Genomic DNA, 21,864 nt, shown 5'->3' with positions numbered 1-21,864 from the left:
AATGCTGGTAGGGAGTGCAATTTGTCACAGTCACGGCAACAGCTGATCGTCACATCGGGGGCTCGTACGCGTCCCTCCCGACCGTGATCGGCATCCGGCGATCGCGTCCGAACGCCCGCGAGGTGACCTTGGTGCCGATCGGATACTGCCGCCGCTTGTATTCCGCTGTGTCCACCTTGCGCACGATGTCCGCCACGACGGTCGCGTCGAAACCCGCCGCGACGATGTCTGCGACGCCCTGATCGTGGTCGACGTACCGAAACAGGATGGCGTCGAGGGTGTCGTAGTCGGGCAGTGAATCGGTGTCGAGCTGACCCGGCCGAAGCTCGGCCGAGGGCGGCTTGTCGATGCTCGATTCGGGGATCGGCGGGACGTCTCCGCGGTCGATCGCGGACTCGTTGCGCCAGCGCGCCAATTCCCAGACCAGCGTCTTGGGCACGTCCTTGATCGGTGCGAAGCCGCCGACCGCGTCGCCGTAGATCGTCGAATAACCCACCGCCAGTTCGGACTTGTTCCCGGTGGCAAGGACCAGATGACCGAAGGTGTTGGACAGCGCCATCAACACGATTCCCCGGCATCTCGCCTGGACGTTCTCCTCGGCCACGCCGGTCAGGTGCAGCTGGTCCACGAAGCCGGCGACCAGCTGGGAAATCGGTTCGGTTCGGAAGTGAATGCCGGTGCGCGCGGCGAGATCCTCGGCATCGATGCGTGAATGCTCCGAGGAGAACTCCGAGGGCATCGACACTGCGTACACCGCGTCAGCGCCGAGGGCATCGACGGCGATGGCGGCGACGACCGCCGAATCGATTCCACCGGACAGACCGAGGGTGACCGCACGAAAGCCGTTCTTGTGCACGTAATCTCGTAGCCCGGTCACCAACGCGCCCCACACCTGTTCCTCGGCGCCGAGGGGCTGAGCCAGGTACGGCTCGGTACGCTGCCAGCCGCTGATCGCCACGTCGGGCAGAGCGACGCGATCAATAATCCAGCCCGCCACCGCGGGGGAGTCCGCGACCAGATCCGTGGGGGCATCCACGTCGACGATCAGCAAGTGCTCGACGAATTGCGGAGCCCGGCCCCACGTCGAGCCGTCGGGACCGAGCACGAGACTTCCCCCGTCGAACACCAGCTCGTCCTGACCGCCGACCGCGTTCACGTACGCGATGGGGGTCCCGATCTCGGTGGCTCGGCGCTGGACGACAGAGTGGCGAATCGTGTCCTTCCCCTGCTCGAAGGGGCTCGCGTTGAGGCACAGCAGCAGATCGACTCCGGCCGAGGCGTAGGCGGCCACGGATCCGCCGGGTTGCCAGATGTCCTCGCACACAACGAGTCCGAGTCGCACGCCGTTGACCGTCACGATGCTCAACCGGGAGCCGGGCGCGAAATAACGTGCCTCGTCGAACACCCGGTAGGTGGGCAATGAATGCTTGTCGTACCGAGTTGCGACCCGGCCGTCGACGATCACCGCCGCGCTGTTTCTCGAGCCCTCGACATCGCGGTCGAGATACCCGACCACGACGATGCGGTCGCCGCACCCCGCTCGGTCCAGGGACTCCGCCAGCCCCGTCAGTGCCCGCGCCGATGCCGCGGCGAACGACGGATTCAGCGCCAGATCCTCGACCGGATACCCGGTCAGGGCCATCTCCGGAAACACGACCACGTTGGCACCGTCATGGGCGGCACGGACGGTCCATTCGACGATCGCCGCCGCATTCGCTTCGAGATCGCCGACGACGGGATTGATCTGGGCGAGGGCGAGTCTGAGGGCCTGCACCGTGTAGACGCTAGTGCTCGACGGCCGTCCCTGCCGGGCAGCGAGAATGGAGTGTGGCCGGAAAGACCTGGCACGATCGACTCATGAGAACGCGCACCACGACGTCGGTCGTGGCACTGTCCGCAGTCGCCCTCGTCCTCGCCGGCTGCTCCGCGCCCGGGCCCGGTGCCGACCCCGATCCGTCCACCGCGTCCGACTCCACGTTCTCGGCTCCCGCCGGTCCTGTTCCTGCGGGGCTCGAGGCGTTCTACACCCAGAATCTGCAGTGGGAATCGTGCGAGTCCTACAACACGGACGGGTCCGAAGTCGGCGATGCAGTCCAATGCGCCCGAGTGACCGTGCCACTCGACTACGCCGATCCGGGCGGCAAGACCATCGACATCGCGATCTCTCGCACTCAGGCGACGGGGGAGAAGATCGGGTCGATCCTGATGAACCCGGGCGGTCCGGGATCGTCGGGGCTCTATCTCGCCGAGCAAGCCGACGGCACCCCGATCGCCGACCGGTTCGACCGCATCGGATTCGACCCACGTGGGATCGGGGCCTCCGAACCCGAAGTGCGCTGCCTGACGTCCGAGGGAGTCGACGAAGAGCGTCGGGAACCGGACGTCGACGTCAGCCCGGAAGGGATCGCCGCCACCGAAGCCGATCATCGTGACTACGCGGCGCAATGTGTCGAACGCACCGGGGCCGACGTGCTCGAACACGTCGGCACCCGCGAAGTCGTCCGCGACATGGATGTCATCCGCGCAGTGCTCGGCGACGAGAAGCTCACGTACGTCGGGTACTCGTACGGGACACGCATCGGTACCGCCTACGCCGAGGCGTTCCCGTCGAACGTCCGGGCCATGGTGCTCGACGGAGCACTCGATCCCGACCAATCGCCCGTCGACGAGGCCGTCGCCCAGGGTGCGGCGTTCCAGACCGCGTTCGACCAGTTCGCTGCGGACTGCACGCAGACGGATACCTGTCCGCTCGGCACCGATCCGTCCCAGGCCGTGGCGCAGTTCCGGACATTGGTCGACCCGCTGGTCGATACGCCCGCCGACACCACCGATCCGCGCGGACTGAGCTACGACGACGCGATCACCGGAGCGCAACAGGCGCTGTACTCACCGCAGCTCTGGCGCTTGTTGCGAGCCGGCCTCAACGAACTGCGAGAGGGCAGGGGAGACACACTGCTGCGCCTCGCCGACACCTACTCCGGGCGACTCGAGGACGGTAGCTACACCAACATCGACGACGCGTTCAACGCCGTCCGATGCGTCGACGGCCCGCCGACCACCGACCGGGGAGAGGCCGACGAGGCCGACGCCAGGTTCCGAGCGGCAGCGCCGTACCTCGACGACGGCCGCTCCACCGGGAACGCGCCGCTGGATCTGTGTGCGTTCTGGCCGGTGCCGAACACCAGCGAGCCCCACATCGTTGAGGCGGAAGGGCTGCCCACGCTGGTGGTGGTCTCGACGACGAACGATCCGGCGACGCCCTACCAAGCGGGCGTGGAACTGGCCGACCAGCTGCGCGGCGACCTGGTCACCTACAACGGCACTCAACACACGGTGGCGTTCTCGGGAGTCGAGTGCATCGACGAGCCGCTGACGAACTACCTCGTGGACCTCGTCCCACCAGGCGAAGGGCTGGTCTGCTGACACCTACCTCACCGGGCGCGCGGTGAGCGGAGAGTTCCACGAAGTGAGACTGAATTCACGATGTAACACAGATTTAACTCCGTTTGCTTACTCTCGCGTTCATGGATCGTCAAAAGGAATTCGTGCTCCGGACTCTCGAAGAGCGCGACATTCGTTTCGTCCGCCTCTGGTTCACCGACGTCCTCGGGTACCTCAAATCGGTGGCCATCGCACCCGCTGAACTCGAAGGTGCATTCGACGAGGGAATCGGCTTCGACGGCAGCGCCATCGAAGGATTCGCCCGCGTCTCCGAGGCCGACACCGTCGCCAAGCCGGATCCGTCGACGTTCCAGATTCTGCCGTGGTCGACCAGCAAGGGTCACCAGCACTCTGCCCGCATGTTCTGCGACATCGCCATGCCCGACGGCTCGCCGTCCTGGGCCGATTCGCGCCACGTGCTGCGTCGCCAGCTGAGCAAGGCTGCCGACCTCGGATTCAGCTGCTACGTGCACCCCGAGATCGAATTCTTCTTGCTCAAAGACGCTCCCCAGGACGGCTCACCGCCGACCCCGGCAGACAACGGCGGCTACTTCGACCAGGCCGTGCACGACTCGGCTCCGAACTTCCGCAGGCATGCCATCGACGCGCTCGAGTCGATGGGCATCTCGGTCGAGTTCAGCCACCACGAGGCAGCGCCGGGCCAGCAGGAGATCGATCTGCGGTACGCGGACGCACTGTCCATGGCCGACAACATCATGACCTTCCGCTACGTGGTCAAGGAAGTCGCCATCGAAGAGGGCGTGCGCGCGACGTTCATGCCCAAACCGTTCAGCGACCAGGCCGGCTCGGCGATGCACACGCACATGAGTTTGTTCGAGGGCGACGCCAACGCCTTCCACAACCCGGACGATCCGATGCAGCTGTCCGAAACCGGCAAGTCCTTCATCGCCGGCATCCTCGAGCACGCCAACGAGATCAGTGCCGTGACCAACCAGTGGGTCAACTCGTACAAGCGTCTCGTGCGTGGTGGCGAAGCCCCGACCGCTGCATCCTGGGGACCGGCCAACCGGTCGGCATTGATTCGTGTGCCCATGTACACGCCGAACAAGGCGTCGTCGCGACGCGTCGAGATTCGTAGCCCCGATTCGGCCTGCAACCCGTATCTCGCGTTCGCGGTGCTGCTCGCGGCAGGCCTGCGCGGAATCGAGAAGGGGTACACCCTTCCTCCCGAGGCCGAGGAAGACGTGTGGGCATTGACCTCCGCGGAGCGTCGCGCCATGGGCTACAAGGAACTGCCGGGCAACCTCGACCAAGCGCTCAACGCGATGGAGGGTTCCGAGCTGGTCGCAGAAGCACTGGGCGAGCACGTGTTCGACTTCTTCTTGCGCAACAAGCGTCGCGAGTGGGAGGAATACCGCAGCCACGTCACGCCGTACGAGCTGAGGGCGTACCTCGGTTTGTAGAGCAGCGGGGTCTGTAACAACCCACCGCTGCCATGGGCTACGTTCTAGTCGATCCCGAATGTAGGTTCGATGCCGGCGTGGGCACCCTCGCGTCGCATTACTGACGACGAGGTATATCTGTGGCACCCCGAGGTGGATTCTGATGGTGCGTCCTCCCACTTCCAGGTCGGTCGTACCCGGACCTGGCCGCCTCGGTCTCGTCGAGGAGACTGCGCCGTCCGATCTGCGCACCCTGGGCTGGACGGGCGAAGAGAGTCTCGAGCTGCTGTGGTCGCTCTCGCGTGCCCCCAACGCCGATCTCGCACTGCGCACGCTGGTGCGCATGTACGAGATGCTCGGCAGTGGCTGGGCCGAATTCGACACCGCACTGCGTAACGACAAGGGATTCCGCGGCCGCCTCCTGGGACTCGTCGGCGCGTCCAGTGCACTCGCCGACCACCTCGTTGCCGACGACACCACCTGGCGGTTGTTACTGACCGCGGAAGGTCAGAGCAGCGGTGTGTCGGCGAAGATCCAGTTGCCCAGCAAGGCAACGCTGGTCGCGGAACTGCTCGAGGCCGTCGGGGCCGAGCCGGAGACCGGGCCCAATGCCGCACCCGATCTGTACCGCGCGTCCGTCACCGGCCCGCCCGCCGTGATCGCCCTGCGCAAGAAGTACCGCGACCAGATCATGGTGTTGGCCGCGTACGACCTTGCCGCGACCGTCGAGAACGAACCGGTTCTGCCGTACACGGTGGTGGGAGCTCAACTGTCCGACATGGCAGACGCGGCGCTCACTGCGGCTCTGTCGGTTGCGGTGGCGACCGTGTGTCCCGATGCCCCGTGTCCGACGCGGCTGGCCGTCATCGCCATGGGCAAATGTGGTGCGCGCGAACTCAATTACGTATCGGACGTCGATGTCGTGTTCGTCGCCGAGCCGGCGGACTCACAGGCGAGTCGGATCGCCGGCGAGATGATGCGCATCGGGTCCTCGGCGTTCTTCGAGGTCGACGCTGCGCTTCGCCCCGAAGGTAAGCGCGGCGAGCTGGTTCGCACGCTCGACTCGCACGTGGCCTACTACAAGCGCTGGGCCAAGACGTGGGAGTTCCAGGCCCTGCTCAAGGCTCGGCCGATGACCGGCGATATCGCCCTCGGCAACGATTACGTCGATGCCGTCAATCCGATGGTGTGGCTGGCCAGTCAGCGCGAGGACTTCGTGCCCGAGGTCCGCGCGATGCGGCGACGGGTCGAGGAGATGGTGCCGACCGAGCTGCGCGAACGGGAGATCAAACTCGGACGCGGCAGTCTACGCGACGTCGAATTTGCCGTCCAGCTCCTGCAATTGGTGCACGGCCGAACAGACGAGTCGTTGCGCGTACTGGGCACGACCGATGCCCTGACGGCTCTGACCGAGGGCGGGTACGTCGGCCGTGACGACGCCGCGAATCTGACCGCGTCCTACGAATTCTTGCGATTGATCGAGCACCGACTGCAGTTGCAGCGGATGCGTCGCACACACACCCTGCCTCCACCGGACGACGAGGAAGGTCTGCGGTGGCTCGCGCGTTCCGCGCACATGCGCCCCGACGGTAACCGTGATGCGCTCGGTGTGCTGAACGCCGAGATCAAGCGCAACGCGCAGCGCATCCGTCGGCTGCACGCGAAGCTCTTCTACCGGCCGTTGCTCGACTCGGTGGTCAAGTTCGACTCGGAGACAGTGCGTTTGACCCCCGACGCGGCGACGCGTCAGCTTGCCGCGCTGGGATATGCGACGCCGCAGAATGCGTTGGGCCACCTGCGAGCGCTGGTCGGTTCCGGTACTCGCCGCGGTCAAATTCAGGCCGTGCTGCTGCCGACCCTGCTCGAATGGCTCGCAGACACCCCCGACCCAGATGCGGGACTGCTCAATTACCGCCGGCTCTCGGAGTCGGCAGGGGAGCAGACGTGGTTCCTGCGGGTACTTCGCGACGAAGGCGCAGTGGCGCAACGGCTGATGATCGTGCTCGGATCCTCGGCCTATGTGCCGGATCTGCTGATCAAGGCCCCCGAGGTCATTCGCTTGTTCGCCGACGGCCCCACCGGCCCGCGTCTACTCGACGTCGAGCCGGAGGAGACCTACCGCGCCATCCTGTCGTCCTCGGCTCGGTACGAGGATCCGGTGCGAGCGATCAACGCGGCGAGGGCGCTGCGGCGTCACGAGCTGGCACGGGTGGCGTCGGCAGACATCCTCGGCATGCTCGACGTACCTCAGGTGTGTCGGGCGCTGTCGTCGGTGTGGGCCGCCGTGATCAATGCCGCTCTGGCCGCTGCCATCAGAGCCAGCGAAACCGAGCGCGGCGAACCGGCACCGGCAACCTTGGCCGTCATCGGTATGGGACGCCTCGGCGGCGGCGAACTCGGCTACGGAAGCGACGCCGACGTGCTGTTCGTCTGCGAACCGGTGGACGGCGTCGACGAGACCGTTGCGGTCAAGTGGGCCAACACCATTGCCGATCGCATCCGGAAACTGCTCGGAGCGCCGAGCACCGACCCGCCTCTCGAAGTCGACACCGGCCTCCGCCCGGAAGGTCGCAACGGCCCGGTGGTGCGCACGCTGTCGTCCTACGCCGCGTACTACGCCCAGTGGGCTCAGGCCTGGGAGGTACAGGCTCTGCTGCGTGCGCATCAGGTGGCGGGAGATCAGAACCTGGGCATCCGCTTCCTGCTGATGGCCGACAAGGTTCGCTACCCCGAGGGGGGAGTGTCCGCCGACGCCGTTCGTGAAATTCGGCGTATCAAGGCGCGGATCGACTCCGAGCGTCTCCCCAAGGGAGCCGACCCGGCCACCCACACCAAGCTCGGACGCGGGGGACTGGCGGACATCGAGTGGACCGTACAGCTCATCCAGCTCCGCTACGCACACAAGGTCGAATCACTGCACAACACCTCGACGCTACAAACTCTCGACGCGATCGGCGCAGCCGAGCTGATGAGTGAGACCGACATCGAGCTGCTGCGCGAAGCGTGGATCCTGGCGACCAAAGCGCGCAACGCGCTCGTCCTGGTTCGCGGTAAGCCGACCGACCAACTGCCGAGACCGGGTGCCGTCCTGTCCGCCGTCGCACAGGTGGCGGGGTGGGAGAACGGCGACGCCGGGGCATTCCTCGACAACTACCTGCGCGTCACGCGTCGGGCCAAGGCAGTCGTGGAGAGGACGTTCGGCGGGCTCTAGTCGCTGCCCGCGGTGACGAAGCCCTGCTCGACCATCCAGTCACGTGCGACGTCCGCGGGTTCGCGGCCGTCGATGTCGACCTGCTTGTTCAACTCCGAGATCGCTTCGTTGGTGAGCGCAGCGGAGATGGGAGCGGTGACCTCGGCTATCTCCGGATAGCGATCGGCGATCTCCTGCCGCACGACGACAGTCGCGTTGTACCGCGGGAAGAACGCCTTGTCGTCTTCGACCACGGTCAGGTTCAAGCCCTTGATTCGACCGTCGGTGGTGAACACCTCACCGAAGCGGCACTGCGAACCGTCCGCAGTTGCCTGATAGATGACGCCGGTCTGCAGGATTTGCACCGAGATGGCGTTGGCGTCGAAACCGTACGTGGCGGCGAGACCGGGGAGCCCGTCCTGGCGACTGTTGAACTCGGTCTCGACGCACAGCGACGCGGCGGCGGGATCTCGGTTCACCAGAGCGGCGTAGTCCGACAGCGTGCGCACACCGGTTTCCTGTGCGACCTGCTGATTCATGGCCAGCGCATAGGTGTTGTCCATCGGCGCGGGATTGACCCAGTCGATGCCGTTGGCCTTGTCGGCGTCGCGCACTGCCTCGAACTGTTCCGTGGCATCGGGAATGGGCTTCTCGTTGCCCAGGTAGTTGATCCACCCGGTTCCGGTGTACTCGTAGGCGAGGTCAACCTGGCCGTTCTGCATCGCGAGTCGAACGCTCTGCGAGCCCACGATGTTGGTGAGGTCTCGAACGTCGGCACCGGCTGCGCTCAGCGCGAATTCGAGGATGTAGCCGAGGATGATCTGCTCGGTGAAGTCCTTCGATCCGACGGTGAACTCGGCACCTTCGAGCCCCTCGAGCGGAGTGATGCTGCCGGCCTCGACCGACAACGGCATCGCGCCGCCGGACTGCAATCCGCACCCCGTCAGCGCGAGAACGGTGGTGGCGCACAGCGCTGCGAGTCGTCGGGTGGTGCGCCGCATCAGCGGAGTCCTTTCGGTCCGAGGTAGGCCTCGGCGAGTGCGCCCAGCCAATCCACCAACAGCGCGAGTGCTACCGCGAGAACGGCACCCACGACGAGAATGAGTGGTTGGTTGAGCTTGTAGCCGGTGTCGATCAGAACGCCGAGCCCGCCTGCTCCGACGAGAAAGCTCAGAGTTGCGGTGCCGACGGCGAGCACGAGCGAGGTGCGCAGACCCGCCAGGATGAACGGAACCGCGAGCGGAAATTCGATGCGGCGCAGAATGCCCATGTTCGACATGCCCTGTCCGCGAGCGGCATCGATGTAGTTCGGCTCGACTGTCTGAAAGCCCAACATGGTGTTGCGCAGAACGGGGAGCAACGAATAGAACGCGATCGGGAGAACGCCGGTCCAGAAACCCGTTGCGCCCGTCCACAGGAACAACAACACCAGCAAGCCGACGGCCGGTGCGGCCTGCCCGATGTTCGCGATACCGATGAACAGTGGTGCAGCTTTGCGATACCCGTTGCGAGTCAGCAGAATTCCCAGAGGCACGGCGATGACGAGCACCAACGCGGTGACGACGAAGGTGATCAGCACATGCTCGAGAACCCTGGTGGAGATCGTGCTGATGTTGATCGTCTCGGCCTGCGTCGCGGTGAGGTCTCTGGTCAACGCGTAGACCAACAGAATCGCCACGATCACCAGCACCAGGGCCGGCTGGATGAGAAGACGAATTCGCTCGGCGCGCTTGGCAGTACGCGCGGCGTCCTTGGTCTCGTCGCCGGTATCGGCGAGTGTCGTCACGACGGAGTCCCAGCAGCTTCGCGCGGCTCGTCGTGATCGTTCGCGTGTTGCGACCGCAACGACTTGATGGTGTCGATCAGCACGTCGATGGTCACGGTGCCGACGTACTCGCCGCGATTGCCGGTGACGGTCGCCGTCGCATTGCCCTCGGACAGTAGAGCTTCCAGAGCATCCTGCAGGGTCGACTGGGTCGACACCAGTTCTCCCATCGGCACCCCGACGTCACGGAGGCTCCCCACACCCGCGAGGTGGCGTCGATCCGTCCACCGAATCGGGCGTCTACGGGAATCGACGATGATTCCCCAGGCTTCGGGATCCGATCCCAGCGCGGAGTTCATCGACTCCACCGAGTCGTCCTCGCCGAACACCGGCACGTCGGACAGCTCGATGTCGCGTACTCGCATCAACGTCAGCTGCTTCAACGCGGCTCCGGCTCCGACGAACCCGGCCACGGTGTCGTCGGCCGGGTTGGCGAGCACCGCCTCGGGGGTGTCGTACTGGAGGATCGTGGACTGGTTACCGAGCACGGCGATGCGGTCACCGAGCTTGACCGCCTCGTCGAAATCGTGCGTGACGAAAACGATGGTCTTGCCCAATTCTGCTTGCAGACGCATCAATTCGTCCTGCAGCAACCCGCGGGTGATGGGGTCGACGGCACCGAACGGTTCGTCCATCAACAGCACCGGGGGATCGGCGGCAAGAGCGCGTGCGACTCCGACGCGTTGCTGCTGACCGCCGGAGAGCTGCCGCGGATAACGCTGGCGATAGACCGCCGGATCGAGGCCGACGAGGTCCAGCATCTCGTCCGTGCGGTCGTCGATTCGCTTCTTGTTCCACCCGATGAGACCCGGCACCATCCCGACGTTCTGCGCAATCGTCATGTGCGGGAACAGGCCTGCCTGCTGAATGGAATAACCGATGGTGCGGCGCAACTCGTTCGGATCGATCGACAGTGCGTCCTTGCCACCGATCGTGATGCGGCCCGATGTCGGCTCGATCAGACGGTTGATCATGCGCATCGTCGTCGTCTTGCCGCAACCGGACGGCCCGACGAGTACGACGACCTCGCCCGCGGGGATGGTCATCGACACGTTGTCGACGGCAGCGAGCTTCTGCCCCGGGTAGCTCTTGGTCACGTTCTCGAGCACGATTTCCGCGCCGGAGACATTCGATGTACGGGTCGAGTCACTCACGGATACCCCTCGAGGTGGTCAGTTTGCCGATCAACACGTAGATCCCATCGAGGATCAACGCCAGCAGGACGATCAGGACAGTGCCGGTCAGAGCCTGCGGTAGAGCTGTGGGGCTACCCACGCGGGCGAGGCCCGAGAAGAGGAGGTTGCCGAGTCCGGGACCCTTGGCGTACGCGGCGATGGCGAGAATGCCCATGGCCATCTGCGTACTGACGCGCATGCCGGTGAGGATCGACGGCCACGCGAGTGGGATCTCGATGCGGCGCAACACCAGAGCGCGGCTCATTCCGATTCCGCGAGCCGCGTCGGCAACGGCCGGATCGACGGCTGCCAAGCCCACCACGGTGTTGCGGATGATGGGGAGAAGCGAGTACAGAACGAGTGCTGTCACAGTGGGTTTGACGCCCAGACCCAGCACCGGAATGAGAACTCCGAGCAGTGCGAACGACGGGATGGTGAGAACCGTACTCGCCAGGGCCGTCGCGACTGCGGAGCCCGCAGGGCTTCGGTACACGAGCACACCGATCGCCACCCCGATGACGGTTGCAATGACGACACATTGAATGACGGCCGACACGTGGAGATACGAATCGATCGCCAACTGCCTTCGCCGCCCGACAATGAAGTCCCACAGAGCGTCCATGCAGTTGTAGTCCTCTGTTCGGCTGAGCGCGGATGCTTTTCTGCACCCCGTCGTTACCCATTCAAACGTCAGGTGAACCCTTTTGCAGCGAAACGACGAAATGGCTTCGGCGACAAGCCCATTCGAACCGCGAACGCCCGACCGGGTCAGCCCGGTCGGGCGTTCGTGGACTATCGACGGGTCACCGACGAAAGATGACCCGAGAACTCACACGTCGTAGTAGAGCGAGAACTCGTACGGGTGCGGACGCAGGTTGACCGGAGCGATCTCCTGCTCACGCTTGAGCGAGATCCACGTCTCGATGAGGTCGGTGGTGAAGACGCCACCCTCGGTGAGGTAGTCGTGGTCGGCCTCGAGACGGTCGATGACCGCGTTGAGCGAGGTGGGTGCCTGAGGAATGTTCTTGGCTTCCTCGGGCGGCAACTCGTAGAGGTCCTTGTCGACCGGAGCCATCGGCTCGATCTTGTTCTTGATTCCGTCCAGGCCCGCCATCATCTGAGCGGCGAAGTTCAGGTACGGGTTGCCCGAGGAGTCCGGCGCGCGGAACTCGAGGCGCTTGGCCTTCGGGTTGTTACCGGTGATCGGGATGCGCACTGCCGCAGAGCGGTTGCGCTGGCTGTAGACCAAGTTGATGGGGGCCTCGTAGCCCGGCACCAGGCGGTGGTACGAGTTGATCGTCGGGTTGGTGAAGGCCAACAGCGACGGAGCGTGGTGCAGAATGCCGCCGATGTAGTGACGTGCCAGATCGGACAGTCCGGCGTATCCGGCCTCGTCGTGGAAGAGGGGCTTGCCGTCTTTCCACAGCGACTGGTGCACGTGCATGCCCGAGCCGTTGTCTCCGAACAGGGGCTTCGGCATGAACGTCGCGGACTTGCCGTTCTTCCATGCGGTGTTCTTGACGATGTACTTGAAGAGCTGCAGATCGTCGGCCGCGCGGAGCAGCGTGTTGAACTTGTAGTTGATCTCCTGCTGACCGCCGGTGCCGACCTCGTGGTGGGCACGCTCGAGCTCGAAGCCTGCGTTCTGCAGGTTGGTCGAGATCTCGTCACGCAGGTCGACGTAGTGGTCGTACGGTGCGACGGGGAAGTAGCCACCCTTGTAGCGGACCTTGTAGCCAAGGTTCGGTCCGCCGTCGGCCTCGGTCTCGGCTCCGGTGTTCCACCAACCCGAGGACGAGTCGAGCTCGTAGAACGCGCCGTTGGCCTGCGAGTCGAAGCGCACGGAATCGAAGATGTAGAACTCGGCCTCGGCACCGAAGAACGCGGTGTCGGCGATGCCGGTGCTGGCCAAGTACTCCTCGGCCTTGCGCGCAACGTTGCGCGGGTCGCGGCTGTACGCCTCACGCGTGAACGGGTCGTGGACGAAGAAGTCCATGTTGAGGGTCTTCGCGTTGCGGAACGGGTCGATCTGAGCGGTGGCGTAGTCCGGCAGCAGAATCATGTCGGACTCGTGGATCGACTGGAAGCCGCGGACGGACGAGCCGTCGAACGCGAGGCCGTCTTCCAGTGTGTCGGCCGTGAACGCCTTGGCAGCGATGGAGAAGTGCTGCTGTGCACCCGGCAGATCCGTGAATCGGATGTCGACGTATTCGATTCCTTCATCTGCGATGAACTTGATGACCTCTTGGGCCGTGGAAAACGCCACGCTTTTGCTCCTTAGTTGAGAGTCCGTCGAACTGACGGTATGGACTCGGTGTTGCCCGCCCGTCAAGCTCGTGTTTCGCCCGTGTTACACGTCGTGGTTCACGGTTGGCACGAACAACAGTACGTCCACCCGTTTTTCCGCGCGCCCGACCGCGCCTATCCTGGGAATCATGGCACGAATGACAGGGTCCTGGTTGTCCGGACCGGCGGCCGCGAACCCACGACCGCCGCAGAACTTCCGTGGGGAACAACTCGGTCTGCCCGCACAGGGCATCGGCGCACTCGCCGGAACCGGTCGTAGAGTCCTGGCGTTGCTACTGGACTGGATGATGGCCACCGGTGTGGCGTCGCTGATTCTCGGCGGTTACACCACCAGCGGGCTGATCTCGACGATCGTGCTGGCCGTGTGGTTCGTCGTAGGAATCGCGAGCGTCTCGCTGTTCTCGTTCACCCCGGGGCAATTCATCGTGGGAGTACAGGTGGGACGCATCGACGCCCATGCGCGAGTCGGTTTCGTCCGGGCATTGGTGCGCCAGCTCATTCTGCTGTTCGTCGTCCCGGCCGTGATCACCGATATGGACGGCAGGGGAATGCACGACCGCGCAACGGGAACAGCCCTGCTGCGGACCCGCTGAGGGGTCGACGCACCAGGGCTGTCGGTCGAAATACGGGTCAGCGACGCTTCATGGTCCGCTGAACGCCCTTCATCTTGGCCCCGCCGGGAATCGGTCCCTTGGGCATTGCCGGGCCACCCTTGGTGCCCAACGCGGCCAGCCGTGACTCGATGGTGTCCATACGCTTGCCGTCGATGTTCTTCGGCAACTTCGACAGGTACTTCTGCAAACCCGACAGTGGAATCTGGTTCTCCCCGTTGCCGACGATGATGTCGTAGATCGGGGTGTCGCCCACCAGCCGGGCGGTCTTCTTCTTCTCCTGGGCCAGCAGAGTCTTCACACGCTGCGGGGCACCCTCGGCAACGAGGATCACTCCCGGCTTTCCGATCACCCGGTGCACGGCATCGAGATGAGTGGTGCCTGCGATCGCATTGGTGACACGCCACGATCCCTGAAGATTGTCCAGGGCCCACGCCGCGGCACCGGCTTGACCGTCGGCCTTCTTGTACACGGACTTCTGGACCCGCCGGCCGAAGATGATGAACGCGACCAGCACGCCCAACAGGAGACCGATGGGGAGAAGGAACCACTGGAAGCCGAAGGCCAGACCGATCAGGAAGCCGATCAGCCCGAGACCGACCACCGCTCCGATCATCAGCGGAAGGAGAGCCTTGTCGTCCTTACGCTGCATTTGGAACGCCTGCCACAACTGGCTGCGCCGTTCCTTCGATGCCTGCTTGCGGGCTGCCTTGGCAGCCGCCTTTGCTTCCTTGCTGGGCTTTGCCGCTTTGCCAGCTTTACTGCCGTTCGCCATACCTCACAGGATACGGCCTGTGCCGACGCTCACGTGCATCGCGCCGCGTCGAGTGGATCGATCAGCGAGGAGCCAGCCGAGCCATCAACGAACTGGCCTCCTGAGAAGCTTCACCGCCGTCGGTGAGGTGGCTCATGCTCTCGGGCAGTTCGCGACCGTGGTGCGCCATGGCCTGCGCATAGAGGCGTCCGGCGCGGTACGAGGAGCGGACCAACGGGCCGGCCAGCACTCCGGCGAACCCGACCTCGGTGGCGTAGTCGGAGTGCTCGACGAACTCCTCCGGCTTGACCCACCGCTCGACGGGGTGGTGCCGCGGTGACGGTCGTAGGTACTGGGTGATCGTCAGAATGTCGCAGCCCGCCTCGTGCAGGTCGCGAATCGCTTCCTGGACTTCCTCGGGAGTCTCGCCCATGCCGAGAATGAGATTCGACTTGGTGACCAGACCGTCGTCACGCGCTGCGGTGATGACGTCCATCGACCGCTGATACCGGAAAGCCGGACGGATGCGCTTGAAGATGCGCGGCACGGTCTCGACGTTGTGGGCCAACACCTCCGGGCGGGAGGAGAACACCTCGGCCAGCTGGTCGGGCTTGGCGTTGAAGTCGGGGATCAGCAGCTCGACGCCGGTGTTGGGGTTGAGCCGCTTGATGTACCGGACGGTCTCTGCGTACAGCCACGCACCACCGTCTTCGAGGTCGTCGCGGGCAACTCCGGTGATCGTGGAGTAGCGCAGGCCCATGGCCTGCACACTCTCCGCCACGCGGCGAGGCTCGTCGCGATCGAGATCCTCGGGCTTGCCGGTATCGATCTGGCAGAAATCGCATCGACGGGTGCATTGTTCGCCGCCGATGAGGAAGGTCGCCTCGCGATCTTCCCAGCATTCGTAGATATTCGGGCAGCCGGCTTCCTCGCACACCGTGTGCAGACCCTCACGCTTCACAAGACCTTTGAGCTCGGTGTATTCCGGGCCCATCTTGGCTTTGGTCTTGATCCAGCTGGGTTTGCGTTCGATGGGGGTCTCCGCGTTTCGGATCTCGAGGCGGAGCAGCTTGCGTCCTTCTGGGGCCACAGTCACGCCAGCAATGCTACGCGCCGAACCGAACCGTCGTGAATTGCGGGTTCACCGTCGCGGTGGTGATCTCCGGGTGCTCGAGCTCGTGCTCTCTGACCGGCATCGATCCGTCCAACGCGGCCAGAACTGCCGTCGTGACCGACTCGAGTACCTCGGCGACCGGGACGTCTCGCCCCAGCTCGAGCGACAACGACGTCACACCGGCGTCGGCGATTCCGCACGGCACGATCGCATCGAAACCCGTCATCGCCGAATTGCAGTTGAGGGAGAAGCCGTGCAGGGTGACGCCGCGCTGAACTCGCACGCCGATGGCCGCGATCTTGCGCTCGGGTAGAAGCACGCCGTCGCGAACCTCGGACGCGAGCCACACCCCGGACCTGCCGTCCACCCGCCCGCATGCGATGCCGTTATCGGACACCACGGAGATCAGCGCCTCTTCGACTCGGCGCACGTACTTGACGACATCGATGGGCTGCGCCAGCGCGACGATGGGGTAGCCGACCAGCTGACCCGGCCCGTGCCAAGTGATCTTGCCGCCGCGGTCCACCTCGACCACAGGGGTACCGTCGCGCGGCATGTCCTCTTCCGAGGTGCGCCGCCCGGCGGTGTACACGGAAGGGTGCTCGAGCAACAGCAACGTATCCGGGCCCCGATTGTCGGCGCGGGCGTCGGCCAGTTCCCGCTGGAGAGCCCACGCCTGGGTGTACTCGACGGTGCCCAGTTCTCGCACCACGACCGGTTCGCGGCTCGCCCGGGCCGAGTCGGTGCCGGTGGCCTGATTCGACGGGGCGTTCACGTCACTCATGAACCGAAACGCTACGCCGGGTCATGAGCCGACAGCCACCCGCAGTGCTTCGCCCACGGTGTTGTGCTCGAAGGTGTAGCCGGCGTCCTCGAGTGCCTTCGGAATGGCTCGCGGCCCGGTGAGGATCGCCTCCTCGGCAAACTCTCCGATGACCGCCTTCAGGGCGAACCCGGGCACCACCCATGGTGCCGGACGATGCACCGCTCGGGACATCGCACTGTTGAACTGGGCGTTGGTCACCGGCGTCGGCCCGACCATGTTGACCGGTCCGCGCAACGCATCGTTCTCGATACCGTGGACGATGGCACCGATTTCGTCTTCCAACGAGATCCATGGAAAGTATTGACGGCCACTGCCCAATCGACCACCGAGCGCGAACAGGTACAGCGGGCGAAGCTTGCCCAGCATTCCGCCGCGCTGTGACAACACCACACCGCTGCGCAACAGGATCGTACGAACTCCGGCCTCCGACGCCGCAGCCGTGGCGTTCTCCCAGTCTCGGCACACCTCGGCAAGAAATCCGTCTCCTACCGGAGCAGTCTCGTCGACCACGCGGTCGCCGGTGTCACCGTAGAAATTGACGCCGCTGGCATTGATCAGGGTGGGGACACCCGCGTCGGCCGCCGCCGACGCGATCACCTCGGTCGGCGCTATGCGACTGTCGCGTACCAGTTGTTTGTACGCACCGGACCATCTCTTGTCGCCGATGCCGACACCACACAGATTGACGACCGCATCGGCACCGGCCAGCACAGCGGGGTCGATACTGCCGTGCGACGGGTCCCACTGCGACTCGTCCGGTCCCGCCGGTGAGCGTCGGACCAGTCTGGTGACGTCGTGGCTGCGGCCGCGCAGAGCTGCAACGAGAGCTGTGCCGATCAAGCCTGATGAACCTGCAATGACTACGCGCATGTGAACGAAAGCCTCCTTGACGCACTCCGGGGCACCATTCGCGAACGAATGATGCCCCGGATGCTCTGTCCGTGCCCCTGGTGAACGAGACCCCGATGCGAATGTTTCGCGCTCCTACGAGAATACGTGGCGCGACACTCGCCGGTTGTCTACAGACCCAGATCGGCCTCGAACGATGCCACTTCGAGACGCTGCTTGATGGTCGTCAGGAAGCGTCCTGCGTCGGCTCCGTCCACCAACCGGTGGTCGTAGGTGAGCGGCAGGTAGCACATCGAGCGAACACCGATCGACTCGTTGCCCGAGTCGTCCTTGACGACGACGGGACGCTTGACGATCGCACCCGTACCCAGCATGGCCGCCTGCGGCGGAACCAGGATCGGGGTGTCGAACAGCGCGCCCTGGCTGCCGATGTTGGTGATCGTGAACGTGCCACCGGACAGCTCGTCGGGCTTGAGCCCACCCGAACGGGCGCGAGTGGCGATGTCGTTGATCGCGCGTGCCAGTCCGGCCAGCGACAGGTCGCCGGCATTGTGGATGACGGGGGAGAGCAGGCCCTGCTCGGTGTCCACCGCGATGCCCAGGTGGACATCGGCGTGGTACGTGATCTCCTTCGCGTCCTCGTTGATGCTGGCGTTGACGTTCGGGTGAGCCTTGAGTGCTTCCACGACCGCCTTCGCGAAGAACGGCAGGTACGTCAGGTTGACGCCCTCGTTCTCGGCGAACTTCGCCTTCGCCTTGGTACGCAGGCCGGCGATCTTCGTCACGTCGACCTCGAAGGTCTGCGTCAGCTGAGCAGAAGTCTGCAGCGACTCACGCGTCTTCTTCGCGGTGATCTGACGAATTCGGTTGATCTTCTGCGTGGTGCCGCGCAGGTGTGCGAGCTCGGGACGAACTCCCGCGGTCGCCGGTGCTGCGGGCTTCGACGCTGCGGTGGGTGCCGCGGCCTCAGCCGGAGCAGCGGGAGCCTTCTTGGCCTCGGCTGCAGCGAGAACGTCCTGCTTGCGGATGCGTCCACCCACGCCGGTGCCCTTGACGGACGACAGATCGACGTCGTTGTCCGACGCCAACTTGCGGACCAAGGGAGTCACGTACGGGCTCGAATCGCCCGACGGTGCCGATTCCTTCGCGGGAGCGGCCTTGGGGGCTTCCTGCTTCGGCTCAGGCTTCGGCTCGGCCTTGGGAGCTTCCTTCTTGGGGGCTTCCTGCTTCGGCTCGGGCTTCGGCTCTTCCTTGGGCTCTTCGGCCTTCGGAGCCTCGGGCTCCGGACTTGCCTCGGGCTCGGGGGCCTTCTCGGCGGGTGAGCCGGAACCGATGACTGCAAGCTGGCCGCCGACGGCCACGGTGTCGTCTTCCTCGGCGGAGATCTCGAGCAGGGTGCCTGCGACCGGAGACGGGATCTCGGTGTCGACCTTGTCGGTGGACACCTCGAGCAGCGGCTCGTCCACTGCAACCTCGTCGCCGACGGCCTTGAGCCAGCGCGTCACGGTGCCCTCGGTGACGGACTCACCCAACTCGGGCATCGTCACCGGGGTGCCGGATCCGGACGAGTCGGAGGAGCTGGAAGAGGCACTCGCTGCGGGAGCTTCCTGCTCGGCCTGCGGCTCGGGCTCGGCCGCGGGAGTGGGCTCCTCGGCAGGCTCTTCCGGTGCCGATTCCTCGGCGGGAGCGGCATCCTCGGCGGGTGCGTCGGACGAGGAGGACTCGTCCGCGTCACCGATCTGAGCGAGCTCGCCACCGATCTCGACGGTGTCGTCTTCCTGAGCGACGATCTTGGTGAGAACACCGGCAGCAGGCGACGGGATCTCGGTATCGACCTTGTCCGTGGAGACTTCGAGCAATGGCTCGTCGACTTCGACGGTGTCGCCTTCTTGTTTGAGCCACCTCGTGACAGTTCCCTCGGTGACACTCTCACCGAGAGCTGGCATCTGGACGGAGAAGGCCATGTCTGTTGACTCCTCGACAGTTGTATGCGGGTGATGTAGTTCTTACGACTTGTGGTCGCAGACCATTGTGCTGGCGGAACAGGGTTCATGGACGAGAGTTGGGTGATTCGGTTCGACGGAGGCACCGGTGCGATCGACACTCACCGAGCACGTTCGGCTCGATCCAGCGCCCACGTCGACACTCCCTCTCGGCAACTCACTTACTCACTTCACGAGCCTTGGTTCACAATCAAGAGAGCTGAACCCTCTAATGTCATCCTTCCATTGATGTCGCCTCGCCGTTCCCCTAGGGCGTGCAACACGCCTGTCGAACTGGTGGGTAACAAAGATCCGGCACCGAAACTCGGACTTCGCCGGCCGTACGAAAGAGGAGTTCGCGTGGGATTGTTCGATCGATTCAAGTCGAGCGGTGGGGGCGCGAAACGGGCACCCGAAGGCTCGGTTGCCCAGTACCTGGCCGATTGGACCTCGACACGAATCGGCGTCGAGGCCTACGTGGAACCCAAAACGACGGTCACGCCGCTCACGGTGGTTCTGGTCGCGAACGACGGTGAGTGGACGCGTCGACCGCTCGATGAAAAATATGTACGAAAGATCGGATCGGACCTGAAGATTCCGGTGTACGACGTCCGCAAGACGGGCTATCCGCAGCGGATGCGTGATCACGACGCTCGGCAGAAGCTGATTCGGCAGCGCGAACAACAGCAGCGCGACAGCTGACGCCGTCCGTGCGCGAGGGCATGGGGCCTCGCGCACGGACGGGAGACGATCAGCCGTTATCGGCGATGTCCTCGAGAACCGCGAACATGGTTCGGACCGGAACCCCGGTGCCGCCCTTGCCGGTGTAGCCGAACGGACCACCGGTGTTGTATGCCGGGCCCGCGACATCGATGTGAGCCCATTCCACGCCCTCGGCGACGAATTCCTTCAGGAACAGAGCGGCCGCGAGCATGCCACCTGCTCGACCGTTGGTGACGTTCGCGAGATCTGCGATCTTGGAGTCGAGTTCGCGGCGAATCTCCTTCGGCAACGGCATGGCCCATCCGTTCTCGCCGATCGCCTGCGAGATTGCTGCGACGCGGTCGCGGAAGTCGTCGGTACCCATCACGCCGGGAGTCCTGTTGCCGAGTGCGACGACCTGAGCGCCCGTCAGCGTCGCGGTGTCGATCAGGTAGTCCGGATCGTCCTCGCAGGCCCGCACGATCGCGTCGGCGAGTACCAAGCGGCCCTCGGCGTCGGTATTGATCACCTCGACGGTGATGCCGCCGTACTGGGTGAGCACATCGCCGGGGCGCTGAGCGGTGCCCGACGGCATGTTCTCCGCCATCGGGACGGTGGCGATGACGTCGAGCGGCAGACCGACCTTGGCGGCGAGCACCACCGTGGCGATGACCGCTGCCGCACCGCCCATGTCCGAGGTCATGTTCTCCATGCCGGCAGCAGGCTTGATGGAGATGCCGCCGGTGTCGAACGTGATTCCCTTACCGACGAGGGCAACCTTCTTCGCGCCGCGCTTGCCTCCCGAGTGCGTCAGGCGCACGAGCCGAGGCAGTCGGGACGATCCCTTGCCCACTCCGTGAATGCCGCCGTAGCCACCCTTCTCGAGGGCTTTGTCGTCGAGAATCTCGACCTCGAGGCCGGCCGCCTTGCCCAGCGCCTTGGCCTGAGCCGCGAACTCCTCCGGGTAGAGATGGCTGGGCGGAGTGTTGACGAAATCCCTTGCGACAGCCACTGATTCGGCTATCGCGATCGACCTCTCCAATTCGCGCTTGGCATCCTTGGAGCGAGTGTCGGGCACCAACAACTCGATGCGAGTCACCGGAAGCGCAGACGGCTTCGGTGCCGAGAGAGCCGACTTGAACTCGGCGAACTGGTACGCGCCGAGGAAGAAGCCCTCGGCAGCCGCACCCAGATCGAGCGCCGAGAGCGTCGTGGCCGCCGTCTCGACACCGGACAGCGCGCGAGCCGCGGTGCCGGCCGAGTGACGAATGCGTTCACTGTCGATGTCGGCGGCGTTGCCGAGGCCCACGGCCAACACACTCGCCACGGCCAGACCGGCCGGAGCCGGAATACGCACTACTTCGTCGGCCTTGCCGGTGGCACCGACGGCTTCGAACGCGTCGAGCAATTCGGTGGCGATCGCATCGTCGGAAATGTCGTCGGTGATGGAGAGTTCGAGGCCGTCGTCACTCGTGCTCAATGCGACGACGAGTACGTCGACTTTCTTACCGAGCTTGCCCGCGAGAACCAGGTCGGGTCCGAGAGTGCGGGTGAGCGTCGAGGGGGAAGGCACGTGGCTGCTCCTGTAGGGGTTGACGTGTATGTCCCTCGATCCTAATGACGGTCGGCGGCGTCGACGATCGAGGGACGTACCGGGGCGACCGACCTGAGACGCTCCGCAAGGT

At 64.9% G+C, this 21,864-nt stretch carries 17 protein-coding genes; 5 read left to right on the top strand and 12 right to left on the bottom strand.

The genetic code is table 11. The features are described 5' to 3' along the window. Positions 1–49: 49 nt before the first annotated feature. Complete coding sequence (locus K414_RS0119165; protein ID WP_027497414.1) at positions 50–1,774, bottom strand: NAD+ synthase; 1,725 nt, start codon at positions 1,772–1,774, stop codon at positions 50–52. A gap of 83 nt (positions 1,775–1,857) precedes the next feature. On the opposite strand from K414_RS0119165, the gene K414_RS0119160 reads away from it, so the two are divergent. From K414_RS0119160 to K414_RS0119150, 3 genes are all read left to right on the top strand, one after another. Then, positions 1,858–3,423, top strand: coding sequence for an alpha/beta hydrolase (locus K414_RS0119160; RefSeq protein ID WP_037220331.1), 1,566 nt, complete (start codon positions 1,858–1,860; stop codon positions 3,421–3,423). Positions 3,424–3,524: 101 nt separating this feature from the next. Then, complete coding sequence (gene glnA, locus K414_RS0119155; protein WP_027497412.1) at positions 3,525–4,865, top strand: type I glutamate--ammonia ligase; 1,341 nt, start codon at positions 3,525–3,527, stop codon at positions 4,863–4,865. A gap of 142 nt (positions 4,866–5,007) precedes the next feature. Continuing rightward, positions 5,008–8,055 carry a bifunctional [glutamine synthetase] adenylyltransferase/[glutamine synthetase]-adenylyl-L-tyrosine phosphorylase gene (locus K414_RS0119150; RefSeq protein ID WP_027497411.1) on the top strand — a complete coding sequence of 1,016 codons (3,048 nt, stop codon included), beginning with the start codon at positions 5,008–5,010 and terminating at the stop codon, positions 8,053–8,055. On the opposite strand, the gene K414_RS0119145 is transcribed toward K414_RS0119150, so the two are convergent. The 5 genes from K414_RS0119145 to glnA (K414_RS0119125) form a co-directional block, all read right to left on the bottom strand. Next, positions 8,052–9,035 (bottom strand): glycine betaine ABC transporter substrate-binding protein, encoded by a 984-nt coding sequence (locus K414_RS0119145; protein WP_027497410.1) that lies wholly within the window; start codon positions 9,033–9,035, stop codon positions 8,052–8,054. The two genes, K414_RS0119150 and K414_RS0119145, sit on opposite strands and share 4 nt — an antisense overlap. Next, complete coding sequence (locus K414_RS0119140) at positions 9,035–9,820, bottom strand: ABC transporter permease (RefSeq protein WP_027497409.1); 786 nt, start codon at positions 9,818–9,820, stop codon at positions 9,035–9,037. Before K414_RS0119140 ends, K414_RS0119145 begins: the two co-directional genes overlap by 1 nt. After that, positions 9,817–11,013, bottom strand: coding sequence for an ATP-binding cassette domain-containing protein (locus tag K414_RS0119135; protein ID WP_027497408.1), 1,197 nt, complete (start codon positions 11,011–11,013; stop codon positions 9,817–9,819). The genes K414_RS0119140 and K414_RS0119135 overlap by 4 nt, the downstream gene beginning before the upstream one ends. Next, positions 11,006–11,656 carry an ABC transporter permease gene (locus K414_RS0119130; RefSeq protein WP_027497407.1) on the bottom strand — a complete coding sequence of 217 codons (651 nt, stop codon included), beginning with the start codon at positions 11,654–11,656 and terminating at the stop codon, positions 11,006–11,008. The genes K414_RS0119135 and K414_RS0119130 overlap by 8 nt, the downstream gene beginning before the upstream one ends. Positions 11,657–11,863: 207 nt before the next feature. Then, entirely contained in the window at positions 11,864–13,300 is a 1,437-nt protein-coding gene (gene glnA, locus K414_RS0119125) for a type I glutamate--ammonia ligase (protein WP_027497406.1), read from the bottom strand. Between the two features lie 169 nt (positions 13,301–13,469). Here glnA (K414_RS0119125) and K414_RS0119120 point away from each other — a divergent pair, with 169 nt between their 5' ends. Then, positions 13,470–13,934 (top strand): RDD family protein, encoded by a 465-nt coding sequence (locus tag K414_RS0119120; RefSeq protein WP_027497405.1) that lies wholly within the window; start codon positions 13,470–13,472, stop codon positions 13,932–13,934. Between the two features lie 37 nt (positions 13,935–13,971). On the opposite strand, the gene K414_RS0119115 is transcribed toward K414_RS0119120, so the two are convergent. The 5 genes from K414_RS0119115 to sucB all read right to left on the bottom strand — a co-directional run bounded on the left by K414_RS0119115 (position 13,972) and on the right by sucB (position 19,459). Then, positions 13,972–14,727, bottom strand: coding sequence for a DUF4191 domain-containing protein (locus K414_RS0119115; RefSeq protein ID WP_027497404.1), 756 nt, complete (start codon positions 14,725–14,727; stop codon positions 13,972–13,974). 61 nt (positions 14,728–14,788) lie between these two features. Next, positions 14,789–15,802 carry a lipoyl synthase gene (gene lipA / locus K414_RS0119110; protein WP_027497403.1) on the bottom strand — a complete coding sequence of 338 codons (1,014 nt, stop codon included), beginning with the start codon at positions 15,800–15,802 and terminating at the stop codon, positions 14,789–14,791. 10 nt (positions 15,803–15,812) lie between these two features. Beyond that, positions 15,813–16,604: a lipoyl(octanoyl) transferase LipB gene (gene lipB, locus K414_RS0119105; protein WP_037219388.1), complete on the bottom strand. Its 792-nt coding sequence runs from the start codon at positions 16,602–16,604 to the stop codon at positions 15,813–15,815. Positions 16,605–16,625: 21 nt separating this feature from the next. Next, the gene (locus tag K414_RS0119100; RefSeq protein ID WP_027497401.1) at positions 16,626–17,516 is read right to left on the bottom strand and encodes a TIGR01777 family oxidoreductase; all 891 of its coding nucleotides are present in this window, start codon (positions 17,514–17,516) and stop codon (positions 16,626–16,628) included. 149 nt (positions 17,517–17,665) lie between these two features. Beyond that, positions 17,666–19,459: a 2-oxoglutarate dehydrogenase, E2 component, dihydrolipoamide succinyltransferase gene (gene sucB, locus K414_RS0119095; protein ID WP_027497400.1), complete on the bottom strand. Its 1,794-nt coding sequence runs from the start codon at positions 19,457–19,459 to the stop codon at positions 17,666–17,668. Between the two features lie 378 nt (positions 19,460–19,837). Here sucB and K414_RS0119090 point away from each other — a divergent pair, with 378 nt between their 5' ends. Beyond that, complete coding sequence (locus tag K414_RS0119090) at positions 19,838–20,179, top strand: hypothetical protein (RefSeq protein ID WP_027497399.1); 342 nt, start codon at positions 19,838–19,840, stop codon at positions 20,177–20,179. Positions 20,180–20,228: 49 nt separating this feature from the next. Here the strand turns inward: K414_RS0119090 and K414_RS0119085 are convergent, their stop codons facing one another. After that, positions 20,229–21,752 (bottom strand): leucyl aminopeptidase, encoded by a 1,524-nt coding sequence (locus K414_RS0119085; protein ID WP_027497398.1) that lies wholly within the window; start codon positions 21,750–21,752, stop codon positions 20,229–20,231. Positions 21,753–21,864: the final 112 nt, after the last annotated feature.

It is taken from the genome of Rhodococcus sp. JG-3, from assembly GCF_000482405.1.
In the GTDB taxonomy this organism is placed as follows: Bacteria; Actinomycetota; Actinomycetes; order Mycobacteriales; family Mycobacteriaceae; genus Rhodococcoides; species Rhodococcoides fascians.
Note: the sequence above shows the minus strand (reverse complement) of the source record. Positions and strands in the feature narration are given on the sequence as shown.

Coding starts and splice junctions, on each gene's coding strand:
- K414_RS0119160 (WP_037220331.1), top strand. CDS start 1,858: ATGAGAACGCGCACCACGACGTCGGTCGTGGCACTGTCCGCAGTCGCC.
- glnA (WP_027497412.1), top strand. CDS start 3,525: ATGGATCGTCAAAAGGAATTCGTGCTCCGGACTCTCGAAGAGCGCGAC.
- K414_RS0119150 (WP_027497411.1), top strand. CDS start 5,008: ATGGTGCGTCCTCCCACTTCCAGGTCGGTCGTACCCGGACCTGGCCGC.
- K414_RS0119145 (WP_027497410.1), bottom strand. CDS start 9,035: ATGCGGCGCACCACCCGACGACTCGCAGCGCTGTGCGCCACCACCGTT.
- K414_RS0119130 (WP_027497407.1), bottom strand. CDS start 11,656: ATGGACGCTCTGTGGGACTTCATTGTCGGGCGGCGAAGGCAGTTGGCG.
- K414_RS0119120 (WP_027497405.1), top strand. CDS start 13,470: ATGGCACGAATGACAGGGTCCTGGTTGTCCGGACCGGCGGCCGCGAAC.
- K414_RS0119115 (WP_027497404.1), bottom strand. CDS start 14,727: ATGGCGAACGGCAGTAAAGCTGGCAAAGCGGCAAAGCCCAGCAAGGAA.
- lipB (WP_037219388.1), bottom strand. CDS start 16,604: ATGAGTGACGTGAACGCCCCGTCGAATCAGGCCACCGGCACCGACTCG.
- K414_RS0119100 (WP_027497401.1), bottom strand. CDS start 17,516: ATGCGCGTAGTCATTGCAGGTTCATCAGGCTTGATCGGCACAGCTCTC.
- sucB (WP_027497400.1), bottom strand. CDS start 19,459: ATGGCCTTCTCCGTCCAGATGCCAGCTCTCGGTGAGAGTGTCACCGAG.